The sequence below is a fragment of the Bradyrhizobium sp. USDA 4353 genome (genome assembly GCF_054063215.1).
Genome location: NZ_JBSSGB010000001.1, coordinates 5,274,329 through 5,287,571 on the forward strand (window position 1 = coordinate 5,274,329; position 13,243 = coordinate 5,287,571).

Sequence of the window (13,243 nt, forward strand, 5' to 3'; positions counted from 1 at the left end):
TGGGGGACGAGAGTTGTTGAACTACATCACCACCGAAGCGCGTGATGCGGGAGTGCATTTGGGGCGAGGGCGGACCGTGAGTGGCATGGGGGCGATGAGCCATGTCGCAGTCCACGTCACGGTCGACGTGCTCAATCACAAGTCGGTCGCCGGAACGGCGTTGAATCGCGCCGATCGCGTGCGCGCATGTCGGGAGGCGCACGCATGAAGATTCGAAAGACCGATTACGGCACCATCATCCTGCACTGGACCCTTGTCGGGGCCACGGTGATTGCGTTCCTCACCGGCCTTCGCATGGCGACCGAGGCACCGAACCATGCGTGGATCGCCAACAATCTCGACTGGCTGCTTCCCCGACACCGGACCTGGACCTGGCACATGCCGGCGGGAGTCGTGCTCGCAAGCGTTGCGGTTGCCTACATGATCTATGTATCGAAGGCGGGCCTCGGCCGTCGCGTCAGCATCGACAAGATGCGCTTCAAGGGCCTGCTTGGCCGTCGGCCTGCGCGCCTCGGCTCGATCAGCGTGATGCTGCACTGGGTGCTGTTCATCTCGATGTTCACGTTGATCGTCACCGGCGGCCTGCTGTTCTTCGGCGTGGCCTCCGGCTACGTGACCATGATGATCCACTGGTACGCGACCTGGGTCATTCCGGTCTTCGTGGTGCTGCATATCCTGGTTCACTTCAGCATCGGTGGAAAGATGCAGCTCTATCGCGTGTTCCGTCCGGCCCCTCTGCCGCCCCCGCCGCCGAAGCTCGATCCGGTCGAGTTGCTCACGATGCTGGTCGAACAGTCCGAGAAGCTCGAGGAGGCCGAGGCGCCGCCGAAGAAGCCTGCGCCTGCTCAGCGGCCGCCGATGCGCGAGCCGATGCCGGCGCCGCGACGCATGGAGGAGCCGATGCGGGGACGACCCGAGTCGCGCATGCCGTCGGGGCGGATGCGTCCCCCGCCTTCGAAAGGCAACTCGCGCCGCCGTAACCCCACCTTCCAGTCCAACCCCTTCGTGGTTGCGACGGCAGCCGCCATCGTCATCGGCTCGGCGATGTTTGCCGCGGACTACTACGCCGAGGACACTGTGACGGTGTACCGGATCGCAAGCTCCGATGCCCCGACGCTCGACGGCGATTCATCGGACCGCGTCTGGCGCAATATCCAGCCGCACATGGTCACCACCAACCAGGGCGACAATTTCGACGGCACCGGAGAATCGCGGGTCTGGATCAAGGCGGCGCATGACGGCACCTGGGTCTACTTTCTCGTCATCTGGGAAGATCCGACGCGCTCGTTGAAGCAGCTGCCGCTGATCAAGAAGGCCGATGGCTGGCATCTGCTGACCAACGGCTTCGATAAGGGCGACGAGAACGACTACAACGAGGACAAGTTCTCGATGTTGTTCACGACGCTGCCGATCACGCTGGCGGCTGACCGGACCTTTCACATGAGCTCGCAGCCGATGCCGGACAAGCCGGCGACGCTGTCGGGCCCGCGGCATTCACTACACGCCAGCGCCGAACCTCTACGCCGACGCCTGGTTGTGGAAGGCCACGAGCGGCGGTCCGACCGGCTGGATGGACGACGATCATTTCGGCCCGCCGGCCGAGCCGACGCCGGACCAGGTCAAGGGCCTGACTCCCTACAAGGGCGGGTTCGCGCCCGATCCGGGGACGGCGAACTACACCGACAATTTCATCATCGACAGGGAGGCCGCCAGACTGGGCAATCGGGGCGTCAGACCGAAGCGCCTGCCGAAGGACGTCGCTGCGATGACGGCGGCGATGGGCGAGATCAATCTCGATCCGAACATCGGCGAGAGCGAGGGGGCGCGCTGGTTCATGACGGAGGCGGAGTCGGTGCCTTACTCGGCGGAGGCCGATGCGCAGACGCCGATCGGGACGGTGGTGCCGGGGGTTCTCATCAGCGGCGAATTCACCGGCGACCGCGCCGACATTCGTTGCGCCGCACGTTGGGCAGCCGGCCACTGGACGCTCGAAATTGCCCGCAAAATGGACACGAAAAGCAAGTACGACGTTCCGATCAAGAACGGTGTCTTCATGCGAGTCGCTGCGTTCGACCACACCCAGATCCGACATACGAGGCAGATCCGGCCGATGCGACTTGAGGTGCAGTGATGGGTAAGATTTGCAAAATCCAGTACAACAGGGAAACGTTCTACGCGAATGTGGGCGATATCCTGCTCGACGGTGCCATCAATAGTGGCGTGGATCTGCCCCATGACTGCCGCAGCGGAATCTGTGGCTCCTGCAAGGTCACTGTCGTCGACGGCAAGCTGTTCGGCGGCATGGAAGGCGACATGGCGCATGCCTGCCAGGCGCGCGTCGTGTCCGATCTGAAAATCATCACCGAGCCCGTCCCCGACACCGTGACGATGAACTGCGAGGTCGGTGATCTCGTGCGGCTGGCGCCCGATGTGGTCGGTGTCACCATCGAGATGCCCAAGCCGCTGCGGTTCTTCCCCGGACAATATGCCAAGGTCCAGTATCGCGGCTTCCCGACGCGCTGCTACAGCCCGACCTATCCGATGGTCGGCGCGCCCGACAGCCATCTGTTGTATCTGCACATCCGCATCCTGAAGGATGGATTGGTGTCGTCGGCGCTCGGCCGCGACATACAGGTCGGCCATCGCGTCAAGCTGACGGCGCCGCTCGGCACCGCGTTCTTCCGGCAGAAGCATCGTGGACGAATCATCCTCGTCGCCAGCGGCACCGGCTTTGCGCCGATGTGGGCGATCGCGGTTGCGGCGATCACCGAGAATCCGAAGCGCGAGATCGTGTTCATCGTGGTGTCGCGCACGCTGCAGTCGTTCTACATGCACCAGGCGCTGTGCCGTCTGGCGCGCTTCCCGAACGTCAAGATCATCCCGATCGTCTCAGAACCGCAGAACGTGTCGCCGGCGATTCGCAGCGGCCGTCCGACCGAGCACATGCCGGAGCTGACGCCGAACGACGTGGTCTACACCTGCGGCGCGCCGGCAATGACGGAAGCCGTCGCCAAGATGTCGCGCGCGGCTGGCGCCAAGTGCCATTGCGATCCGTTCGTTTCGTCGGCGCAGCCGTCGGAATCGAGTGGTGGATTGATGGATCGCTTGGTCGGCTGGCTGGATAGCCAGCGCGGCCGTCCGGCGATGTTCCAGCCGGCCGAATGATATTGAAGCGGCCACGATGCCGTGGCCGCCTCGCGCGGGATTTAGCCGGCCACGAAGGCGAGCAGGGCGCCAGTCGCGGCTGCAGGCGGCACCACGAGGCTCGCGCCGCTGCGCACCGCCGCCGCACCCAGCGTCTTTTCCGTCGCCGCCAGATCATGCGAGGCCAGCACGAGGCCGGCGCCGCCGCGCTCCGGCAGGCCGGCGAGTGAGACGCCGGGATAACGCGCGGCGAGCTGATCCCGCGTCAGGAACACGAAGTCGGCGCGATCGCCGCCTGAGGTGACGGTCACGGCGCCATCGGCCTCGCTGCGCCCCTCGCGGTCGATCAGTCGCGACAGATGCGCGGCGTCCTTTGCCGGATCCGGCGTGACGATCAGCGCCTGCTTCAGCTGCTTGGCGGCGTTGGCGTGCGTCATCAGTTCCGGAATCCACACCGTCTCGCGCGTCTTGTGCTGACAGGCGAAGATGCGCAGGCCGCCGGGCGCCTCCGCGACGGGCCATTGGAAGACGCGGAATTTGGCCGCCGAGATCGTGCCGTCGGGCAGCGGCACCGGGCGCTCGAAATCGATCGGGCCGATCGGCTCAAAACCATGGCTGCGAATTTCCTCCGCGCCGGCGGCGGAGTCGATGGCCGTGAAGGCGATGCGCTCGATGCCTTCGCCGCGCTGCGCGAGGAAATTGCGCGTCGGCACATTGTGGTCGGTCTCGGCGAGAATGCCGAGCAGCTCGATGTAATCGGGATCGAGCATGATGGTGTAATTGCCGGAGCCCATCTTGGCGCTGTGGGTGCCGCGCGGCGACAGCGTGAAGCCGAGCCGCTTCCAGGTCTCGGCGGCCGCGTCGAGCTCCTTCACCACGACGACAGCGTGATCGATACCGATGACATTCTTGAGGGCCACGCGTTTGTCTCCTTGCAGCGAAATTGGCATATTGGCGGCCGAACTATGCCCAATCGACCCATGCGCCGCAACCGGCGGCGCCGGGCGCCGGGTGCAAGGCAAGATCGATCTCCCCGAGGTCGGTCGATCAGCAGGGGTGAGCTGTCCACGATGAGCATGACGACACAAGACGTTCCATGGCCGCCATCGCTGTGGGCTGCGCAGACTCCGCCCGGTCCCGATCTCCCCGAGCTCGAGGGCAGCGCACAGGCCGATGTCGTCATCATCGGCGGCGGCTTTACCGGCCTGTCGACCGCGCTGCATCTGCGCGAGGCGGGCACGGACGTTGCGATCGTCGAGGCGATGGAGCCGGGCTGGGGCGCGTCGGGCCGCAACAACGGCCAGGTGATTCCGACGCTGTCGCGTCCTGATCCCGAGGATCTCATCAAGCGCCACGGCGCCGCGGGCGAGCGCTTCGTCACCATGCTCCGTGACAGCGCGTCCGCGCTATTCGATACGGTCAGGCGCTATGGCATCGACGCCGAGCACGAGCAGGCCGGCTGGGTGCAGCCGGTGCATTCGCCCGGCCGCATCAAGATCGCCGAGCGCAGGTTCAAGCAATGGTCGAAGTTCGGCGCCGACGTCGAGCTGCTGTCGCGTGATCAAGCGCGCGACATGCTCGGCTCCGATGCGTGGCATGGCGGCTTCTGGAACAAGACCGGCGGCCACATCAATCCGCTGGCGCTGGCGCGTGGCCTGGCGCGGACCGTGCTGAGCCTGGGAGGCCGCATCTATGCGCGCTCGACTGTGATCGACTTCGAGCGGCGCGGCGAGCGCTGGGTGGTGCGGACGGCGCGCGGCGAGCTCTCGGCTCGCGCTCTGGTGCTGGCGAGCAACGCCTATAGCGGCGAGTTCTCCAAGGCGCTCGCCCCCGATATCGCGCATGAGGTGATGCCGGTGCTGTCCTGGCAGATGGCGACGCAGCCGCTGTCGGACAACGTTCGCAAGACAATCATCCCTGCGCGGCAGGCGATGTCCGACACCCATGGCGAGCTGTATTTCGCGCGCTACGATGCGCGCAATCGTCTGGTGACGGGCGGCGCCGTGATCGGCCCCGGCAACAAGGCCGAGCGGTTGAAGGCGCGGGTCTCGGAACGTCTGCAGCGGCTGTGGCCACAGATCGGCGATGTCCGATTCGATTATGTGTGGAACGGCTATGTCGGCATGACCACCGACTACATGCCGCGTATTCATCGCATCGGTCCCGACGCCTATGGTTGGACCGGCTGCAATGGCCGCGCGGTTGCGCTGACCATTCCGCTCGGAGCGGAGCTGGCGAAAGCCGTCAGGGACGTGCCGGCCGGCGAGCTGGCGCTGCCGTTCACGGAGCCGGTCACGATCCCGGCGCACGCACTGCTGCGGCCATTCGCGCCGCTGATGCTGCTGCTGTATCGCTACCGCGACGCGCGCGAGATCGCCTAGCGCTCAGCCTTGTGCCGTCCGGGCGAAGTCGCCGCCCGGAATCGCGGCGAGCAGCGCCTTCGTGTAGGGATGCTGCGGGTGGCCGAATACGGTGCCCGTCAGCCCATGCTCGACGACCTCGCCGTCCTTCATGACGGCAACGAGGTCGCAGATCTGCGCCGCGACGCGCAGGTCGTGGGTGATGAAGATGATCGAGAGGCCCAGTCGCTCGCGCAGGCCGGTGAGCAGCTTCAAGACCTGCGCCTGCACGGAGACGTCGAGCGCCGAAACGGGCTCGTCCGCCACCAGCACGTCGGGCTTCAGCGCGAGTGCGCGGGCGAGGCCGATGCGCTGGCGCTGGCCGCCGGAGAATTCGTGCGGGAAGCGATCGGCTGCGGAAGGATCGAGACCTACCAGCGCGAACAGCTCGCGCGCCTCTGCGAGCGCCTGCGCGCGCGGTGTGCCGTGCACGATCGGTCCCTGCGCCACCAGCTCGGCCGCCTTGCGCCGCGGGTTGAGCGAGGCGAACGGATCCTGGAACACCATCTGCATCTGTTGGGTGCGCTGCCTGATGTCACGACGTGGCAGCCGGGCCCAATCCTCCCCGTTGAGCAGGATCGATCCCGCATCCGGATCGATCAGGCGAATGATGCAGCGGGCGAGGGTGGATTTGCCGGAGCCGGATTCACCGACAATGCCGAGCGTCGCGCCCTTCGGCAACGCGAGCGAGACGTCCTTGACTGCGTGAGTGACGCGCACGCCGCGACCGAGAAAGCCGCCGGTCCGATAGGTCTTGGCGACGCCGGTGAGGGTGAGAATGGTCTCGTCCGACAGCTTGCGTGCCGGCGGCGCCGCGACCGGCGGCACGGCAGCGATGAGCTGTTGCGTGTAGGCGTGCTGCGGCTTGCGGAGCACCTCCGCTGCGGGACCGTGCTCGACCACCACGCCGTGCTGCATCACCACGACGCGATCGGCAATTTCTGCGACGACGCCGAAATCGTGGGTGATGAATAGCACCGCGGTCTTGCGGCGCTGCTGCAGCTCGCGGATCAGCTTGAGGATCTGCGCCTGGGTGGTCACGTCGAGCGCGGTCGTCGGCTCGTCGGCGATCAAGAGCTTCGGGTCGAGCGCTAGCGCCATCGCGATCATCGCACGCTGGCGCTGCCCGCCGGAGAGCTCGTGAGGATAGGCCTTGGCGGCGCGCGGCGGATCGGGGATGTTGACGTCGGCGAGCAGCGCCAGCACGCGCGATCGGACCTCGGCTTTCGACAGATCGGTATGGATCTCCAGCACCTCGCCGATCTGGTCGCCGATCGTGCGCAGCGGATTGAGCGCCGTCATCGGCTCCTGGAACACCATCGCGATCTCGGCGCCGCGGATGCGGCGCATCTCGGGCGCAGAGGTCGTGCAGAGATCGCGCTCGCCGAACAGGATGCGACCGTTATCGGTGGACACGCCCTGCGGCAGCAGCCGCATGATCGCATTGGCCATCATCGACTTGCCGGAGCCGGACTCGCCGACGATGCAGACGATCTCGTTCTCGGCAATGGTGAGCGACACCTCGGAGATCGCGTGCGTCCGATCGGCGCCCTTGGGCAGGCGGACGCTGAGGCGGTCGACGGAGAGAACGGGGGCTGTCGAGCTCATCGCTGCTTCAGCCGCGGGTTCAGTGCATCGTTGAGGCCTTGGCCGACCAGCGAGACGGCGAGCACGGTGATGAGGATGGCGACACCGGGAATGGCCGAGACGTACCACTGCACGCGCAGCACGTCGCGGCCGAGCCCGATCAGATTGCCCCAGGAGGCGACGTTGGCATCCGATAGCCGCAGGAACGCAAGCGCGCTCTCCAGGAGAATGGCGACGGCCATCACGACGCCGGCATAGACGATCACCGGCGGCAGCGCGTTGGGCAGGATCTCGCGCAGGATCAGCTGCGTATCGCGGATGCCGAGCGTGCGGCCGGCCTGGACGAATTCGCGGCTCCGCAGCGACAGGAACTCGGCGCGCGTCAACCGTGCGGGCGCGGGCCACGAGACGATGCCGACGGCGATCGTCACTGTCGTCAAGGTCGAGCCGAACACGGCCACCAGCACCAGCAGCAGCACGAAGTTCGGCAGCGTCTGGAACGCCTCGGTGATGCGCATCAGAATGTTGTCGATCCAGCCGCCATAGTAGCCGGCGAGCGCGCCGACCAGGATGCCGATCGTCACCGCAATCAGCGTGGCGACGCCGCCGATCAGGAGCGAGATCCGCGCGCCATAGAAGATCTGGGCGGCGATGTCGCGGCCGGAATTGTCGGTGCCGAGCAGGAAACGCGGATTTGCGAACGGCCAGATCAAGGGCCGGCCGGCGAGGGCAAGGGGATCGCGCGGATAGAAATAGCCGGCGCTGATCGCCATGCCCAAGACGATGAGCAGCAGGACGAGGCCCAGCACCGCGGGGGGACTGCGAAAGTATCGTTTCACGGCGTCCATGCGCTAGCTCTCCGCCGCAATGCGCGGGTCGAGCCGCGCGTAGAGCAGGTCGGTGATGAAGTTGACCAGGATCACCAGCAGCGCAGACACGAACACGATGCCGAGCAGCGTATTGAGATCGCGCTGGACCACGGACTCATAGGCAAGGCGTCCGAGGCCGGGCAGCGAGAACACCGTCTCCACGACGACGGAGCCGCCGAGCATCGTGCCGGCCTGAAGCCCGATCAGCGTGACCATCGGCAGCAGCGCGTTGCGCAGCACGTGCCGGGTAATGATGCGGGTCTCATCGAGACCCTTGGCGCGCGCGGTGCGGACGAAGTCGAGATTGAGGACCTCCAGCATCGAGGCCCGCATGATGCGCAAGTAGATCGCCAGGAAGATCAGGCCGAGCGTCAGCGACGGCAGCACGAGATGGCTCGCGATGTCGAGCACGCGCCAGAGACCGGTGCTGACCGCGCCGATATCCTCGAAGCCGCCGGCCGGCAGCCATTGCAGATAGATCGAGAACACCACGATGGCCATCAGGCCGAACCAGAACGACGGCGTGGCGTAGAAGATCAGGCCGACGGTCGAGATCAGCGTATCCGGCCAGCGGTTGACGCCGCGCGCCGCGATCACGCCGAACACAAGACCGAAGAAGAACGCAAAGGAGAGCGCCGAGGTCATCAGCAGCAAAGTCGGCGGCAGCCGCTCCAGGATGACGGTCGCAACCGGCTTGCCGTAGATCGCGGAGAAGCCGAGATCGAGCCGGACCAGCCGCCACAGATAGTTGGCGAGCTGCATCGGGACCGAAAGATCGAGCCCATAGAAGCGGCGCAGCTCGCGCGCCGTCGCGGCATCGCCGCCGCCCATCTGCGCCATCATCGCGTCGACCGTGTCGCCCGGCGCGAGCTGCAGCAGAAGAAAGACGCCGATCAGGATCAGCAACAGGGTCGGGATCGAGGCGGCGAGCCGCCGCCCCGCAAGGCTCAGGATGCGCATGGCCTATTCTGACGTATCGGGGCTCAGGGCGGAAAGCCAGAGATCGTGCCAGCTCGTCGATCCCCAGCGCGGGGTGTTCGAGTGGTTGCGCGCCTTCGCCGTGATCACCGTGACGAAGATCTGCTCAATCGGCATCCACACCGGCAGCTCGGTATTGGCCTCGCGCACGAAATCGGCATAGAGCGCCTTGCGCTTGACCGGGTCGACCTCGGTGGCGGCGTCGTCGATGATCTTGTCGATCTTGGCGTCGTCCCAGCCCCACTGGTTGGTCCACGGCGCGCCCTTGGGCTGGCCGGACCGGTACCACACCGTGGTCGAGACTGCGGGGTCGTTGCGGTACTGATGCCAGCCCGTCGCCAGGTCGAAGGCGTGCTCGTCATAGACCTGCTTGAGGAAACCGCCGCCGTCATTGCGGACGATTTCGACCTGAATGCCGACCTCGCCCAGGGATTGCTGAATGAAGGTCGACCAGAGTGAGATGTCCTCGCCCCACGGCGCGGGCAGCAGCCTCAGCGAGAAGCGGTTGCCGCCGGCGGCCGGCTTGTAGCCGGCTTCGTCGAGCAGCGCGGCTGCCTTGGCCTTGTCGTACGGATATTGCGGCGTGTTCGCGCCGGGATAGAAGTCGGTCGAGGTCGAGGGGATCGGTCCGGTGCCGAGCTTGGCGAAGTCGCCGAGGAAGTTCTCGATGAAGAACGGCACGTTGATCGCATGCGCAATCGCGCGGCGGACTTTGATGTCGGACAGCTCCTTGCGGCGGACGTTGAACTCGAGCGTGTTGGTGCGCGCGTTGCCTTCGTTGCCCTTGGTCGACACGATGAAGCGCTTGTCCTTGCCGAGCCGGGCCATGTCCGAGATCGTCAGGCCCGAGAACGGACTGTAGTGCAGCTCGCCCGCTTCGAGCTGCGCAGCCGCGGCGGCGCGGTCGGTGATGACCTTCCAGACGATACGGTCGAGATAGGGCGCGTTCGGACGCCAGTAATCCGCGTTGCGGTCGGCGATGATGTATTGGCCGCGCTCGTATTTGACGAACTTGAAGGGGCCGGTGCCGACAGGCGCGAGATTGGCCGGGTTCTGACGGATGTCGCCGTTCTCATAGATGTGCTTGGCCGAGACATAGCCGAGATCGGGCAGCGCGCGCAGCAGCAAGTTGAGCGGCATCGGGCGCTCGTAGCGGAAGATCGCGGTTTGCGGATCAGGCGTATCGACCGCGGTCAGGAACAGCTGCAAGGTCGATCCGTAGTTGAGGATCTTCTTCCACATGTTCATCGCGGTGAAGGCGACGTCCTCCGACGTGAACGGCTTGCCGTCATGCCAGGTAACGCCCTTACGCAGCTTGAAGGTGACCGTCTTGCCATCGGGCGCGGCCTCCCAGCTTTCGGCGAGCACGCCGACCGGCTGTCCCTGCGCGTCGAGGTCGACGAGGTTCTCCTGGATCTTGCCGCCGATGATGTAGACGCCAGTCGAGGCTTGCAGGCTCGGATTGAGCTGGCGCTGCTCGGCGCCGTAATGCACGTTGAACACGCCGCCCTTGCGTGGGGTCTCCTGGGCAAAGGCCCGGAGTGGATTCACCACGTTGGCTGCAATCGCAGCCGAGGTCAGCAGTGCGGTACGGCGGGTGATGTCGAAACGGCTCGAATTCATCAAGGTCTCCCGAAGGCCATGTCGAGGCTGGCCGATGGTGCAATGCGCCGAAGCTTACGCGGATCGCAAGGCCAAGTCATTCCCAATCACGCGGGCCGACCGTCGCAGCCGAGCCGCCTCCGCGAATCCCTGGTGAAACAGATTGCTCGTATACGAACGATCGACGGAATGGCCGGGCTACTGCGGTAGCGGGTGGCGGAATAGCTTGCCATCGCGCCCGGCTCGGTGGATCGGTCGCTGGGGCCGGCGGCTTGCGACCCTCCACAGGAGATCTCGATCAGATCCGCAACTTCAAAGAAGAGGACATGTTCTCTTGCTATTTGAGGTGTGCCTGAGACGGCTCTTCGCCGGCAGGAAGACGCAGCTCGAAGCGCACCTCATGATCGGACGGCAGCAGATCGACCTGGCCGCCGTGGCTCATTAGGACGGCGCGCACGATAGCCAGGCCCATGCCGGTTCCGCCGCTGTCGCGCCGCGTGGTGAAGAACGCGTCGAAGATTCGCTCGCGGTTGGCGTGCGAGATCGGATTGCCGTCATTGCTCACGCTGAGGACCACTTGATCGGCTCGCTCGTCAAGCTCCAGGCGGATCGCCCGGGCGCCGTGACGGACGGCATTGTCGGCCAGATGGGTGAGGACGATCAGCAGCGTCTCGCCCGACAGCCTGATCGGACTCTGGAGCGCGCCGCCTGTTTCGATTTGCGCGGTGGGAAACCGCTCGCGCAATGGGCCGATCACCTCGGCCAGGCTGCTCGCCTCGCTCTGCTGGAGGGCTTCGGCGCGCGCAAGCTCGCGCAGCCGCTGCGCCATCCGGTCGAGCCGCTCGGCATCGCCAAGGATGTTGGTGAGAAATGTCTCCTGCTGGGTGTGCGTCAGCCGGCCTGAGGTAGCATGCAGGGAGTCCAGCATCAGCTCCGCCGCGCCCTTGATCGAGGTCAGCGGCGATTTGAGCTCGTGCGTGAGGTGCGCGGAGAAGTTTCGGATGTAGCTGGAGCGCCGCGCCAGCTGCTCGGCCATGGCGAAGAAATGCTCCGCGAGTTCAGCAAAGTCGCGCGTGCCGTAATGGGCGAGCGGGCGGAATCCAGCGGGATCATTGCGGCCGATCCGGCCGGCGCGGTCGACCAGCTCGCGCATCGGGCGGGTGATCGTCCGCGCCACGATGAAGCCGACCAGCAGCGTCGTGAGGATGATGGCGGAGCCCGCTGCAATGAACTTGCCACGCTCCACATAGAGGTGCTCGAAGATGTTGCGCGGCGTTCGCGAGGTGTAGATCACTCCGACGACATGATCATTGACGATGACGGGCATGGCCGAGAACACGTGAACGCCTACGCCGCGGCTGAACGAATAGATCGGCGGGGGCGCCTTGTCGGGAATGCGGATGCGGAGTGCCGCGCTGTATTTCCCCGTCAACGCGGCCGCGATCTCGTCGATATGAGCGAGCGATTTGCCCATCTCGTCGCGGCCAGCGATCACGACGCCCTGGGGATCCAGCACGCGAAAGCCGGCCAAGGTGACCTTCTGCGTCTCGCGGATGATCGGCCACAGCCGCGCGCCGATGGCGACATAAGCGGGGTCGGCAGGCTGCGGCGCCTCGCGCGCATCCGGGCGGCGGACGAAGAGATCATTGGCGAGCAGATCGAGCAAAGGCCGGATCGGCGTCACCTCGTCGGTGGCATCGGGCCGTGCCTCGGGCGGGATCTCCGCACCGAGCGGAATGCCGGCGGCGAGGCGCGCCGAGACCTCCTCGGCAAATACGGCCGCGAGCACGCGGCTCTGCGCGATCAGCTCGGCCTGGGTCTGGCGGATCAGTTGATTGTCGTAGATGCGGAAGAAGAACAGCCCGACGAGCGGCAGGGTGGCGACGAGCGCGAGCACGCCGAACACGATTTGTCCAAGCGACGGCCGCCATTTCTTCTTCGGCTTCGGTGCGATCATGGCGCGCCGCAGCGGCCGAGCCGGAAGCCGACGCCGTGCACCGTCTCGATGGCGTCATCGCAACCGGCGGCCGCGAGCTTCGCACGGATGTTGCGGATATGGCTGTCGATCGTCCGGTCGGAGACCTGGATGTTGAGGTGATAGGCCGCGCTCATGATCTGCTCGCGGCTGAACACGACCGCCGGCCGCGTCATCAAGGTGCGCAAGATGCTGAACTCGAGCGCGGTCAGCGTGAGCGGCGTCTCGCCGAAGCGAGCGAGATGCTGCTGCGGGTCGAGGCGAAGCCGGCCATGGACGAGCTCCTCCGGCTCCGCAGCACGATCGCTGCCGCCGGCGGCGGCACGCCGGAGGATGACGTTGACGCGCGCAACCAGCTCGCGCGGGCTGAACGGCTTGGTCACGTAGTCGTCGCCGCCGATCTCCAGCCCGAGGATGCGATCGATCTCCTCGTCGCGCGCCGACAGGAACAGGATCGGCACCTGCGAGGTCCGCCGGATGCGACGGCACACTTCGAGGCCGTCGAACTCGGGCATGCCGACGTCGAGCACGATCAGGTCCGGGCGGTCCTCGCCGAACCTGACCAGCGCCGCACGGCCGTCGGCGGCCTCCGTCACCGTCATGTCGGCCTTTCCCAAGGCGACCCGCAGGACTTCGCGGATGTGCGGATCGTCGTCGACGATCAGGATTCGGGGGGACACAATCGAGGC

The 13,243-nt window shown here is 66.0% G+C and carries 10 protein-coding genes and 1 pseudogene; 4 read left to right on the forward strand and 7 right to left on the reverse strand.

Annotated features, from left to right (window positions below):
* Positions 1-16 precede the first annotated feature (16 nt).
* The 3 genes and pseudogenes from ACVILH_RS23770 (at position 17) to ACVILH_RS23780 (ending at position 3,165) form a co-directional block, all read left to right on the forward strand.
* Positions 17-208, forward strand: a complete 192-nt coding sequence (locus tag ACVILH_RS23770) for a hypothetical protein (RefSeq protein WP_456715057.1) — start codon at positions 17-19, stop codon at positions 206-208.
* Positions 205-2,131, forward strand: a pseudogene (locus ACVILH_RS23775) (ethylbenzene dehydrogenase-related protein). The gene ACVILH_RS23770 and the pseudogene ACVILH_RS23775 overlap by 4 nt, the downstream one beginning before the upstream one ends.
* Positions 2,131-3,165, forward strand: a complete 1,035-nt coding sequence (locus tag ACVILH_RS23780; RefSeq protein ID WP_006609318.1) for a 2Fe-2S iron-sulfur cluster-binding protein — start codon at positions 2,131-2,133, stop codon at positions 3,163-3,165. Before ACVILH_RS23775 ends, ACVILH_RS23780 begins: the two are co-directional and overlap by 1 nt.
* Positions 3,166-3,206: 41 nt before the next feature.
* Here the strand turns inward: ACVILH_RS23780 and ACVILH_RS23785 are convergent, their stop codons facing one another.
* Entirely contained in the window at positions 3,207-4,064 is an 858-nt protein-coding gene (locus tag ACVILH_RS23785) for a VOC family protein (protein ID WP_456715058.1), read from the reverse strand.
* A gap of 150 nt (positions 4,065-4,214) precedes the next feature.
* Here ACVILH_RS23785 and ACVILH_RS23790 point away from each other — a divergent pair, with 150 nt between their 5' ends.
* Positions 4,215-5,525: an NAD(P)/FAD-dependent oxidoreductase gene (locus tag ACVILH_RS23790; RefSeq protein ID WP_456715059.1), complete on the forward strand. Its 1,311-nt coding sequence runs from the start codon at positions 4,215-4,217 to the stop codon at positions 5,523-5,525.
* Positions 5,526-5,528: 3 nt separating this feature from the next.
* Here the strand turns inward: ACVILH_RS23790 and ACVILH_RS23795 are convergent, their stop codons facing one another.
* The 6 genes from ACVILH_RS23795 to ACVILH_RS23820 form a co-directional block, all read right to left on the reverse strand.
* Positions 5,529-7,151, reverse strand: a complete 1,623-nt coding sequence (locus ACVILH_RS23795) for an ABC transporter ATP-binding protein (protein ID WP_456715060.1) — start codon at positions 7,149-7,151, stop codon at positions 5,529-5,531.
* Positions 7,148-7,978, reverse strand: coding sequence for an ABC transporter permease (locus ACVILH_RS23800; protein ID WP_456715061.1), 831 nt, complete (start codon positions 7,976-7,978; stop codon positions 7,148-7,150). The genes ACVILH_RS23795 and ACVILH_RS23800 overlap by 4 nt, the downstream gene beginning before the upstream one ends.
* Positions 7,979-7,981: 3 nt before the next feature.
* Complete coding sequence (locus ACVILH_RS23805; protein WP_456715062.1) at positions 7,982-8,959, reverse strand: ABC transporter permease; 978 nt, start codon at positions 8,957-8,959, stop codon at positions 7,982-7,984.
* 3 nt (positions 8,960-8,962) lie between these two features.
* Positions 8,963-10,600: an ABC transporter substrate-binding protein gene (locus tag ACVILH_RS23810; RefSeq protein WP_456715063.1), complete on the reverse strand. Its 1,638-nt coding sequence runs from the start codon at positions 10,598-10,600 to the stop codon at positions 8,963-8,965.
* 316 nt (positions 10,601-10,916) lie between these two features.
* Positions 10,917-12,536 (reverse strand): ATP-binding protein, encoded by a 1,620-nt coding sequence (locus ACVILH_RS23815; protein ID WP_456715064.1) that lies wholly within the window; start codon positions 12,534-12,536, stop codon positions 10,917-10,919.
* Positions 12,533-13,234 carry a response regulator gene (locus ACVILH_RS23820; RefSeq protein WP_456715065.1) on the reverse strand — a complete coding sequence of 234 codons (702 nt, stop codon included), beginning with the start codon at positions 13,232-13,234 and terminating at the stop codon, positions 12,533-12,535. Before ACVILH_RS23820 ends, ACVILH_RS23815 begins: the two co-directional genes overlap by 4 nt.
* Positions 13,235-13,243: the final 9 nt, after the last annotated feature.

Bases quoted from the DNA above. Each gene is read 5' to 3' on its own strand.
- ACVILH_RS23795 (WP_456715060.1), bottom strand. From the start codon at position 7,151: ATGAGCTCGACAGCCCCCGTTCTCTCCGTCGACCGCCTCAGCGTCCGC.
- ACVILH_RS23780 (WP_006609318.1), top strand. From the start codon at position 2,131: ATGGGTAAGATTTGCAAAATCCAGTACAACAGGGAAACGTTCTACGCG.
- ACVILH_RS23810 (WP_456715063.1), bottom strand. From the start codon at position 10,600: ATGAATTCGAGCCGTTTCGACATCACCCGCCGTACCGCACTGCTGACC.
- ACVILH_RS23805 (WP_456715062.1), bottom strand. From the start codon at position 8,959: ATGCGCATCCTGAGCCTTGCGGGGCGGCGGCTCGCCGCCTCGATCCCG.
- ACVILH_RS23790 (WP_456715059.1), top strand. From the start codon at position 4,215: ATGAGCATGACGACACAAGACGTTCCATGGCCGCCATCGCTGTGGGCT.
- ACVILH_RS23815 (WP_456715064.1), bottom strand. From the start codon at position 12,536: ATGATCGCACCGAAGCCGAAGAAGAAATGGCGGCCGTCGCTTGGACAA.
- ACVILH_RS23800 (WP_456715061.1), bottom strand. From the start codon at position 7,978: ATGGACGCCGTGAAACGATACTTTCGCAGTCCCCCCGCGGTGCTGGGC.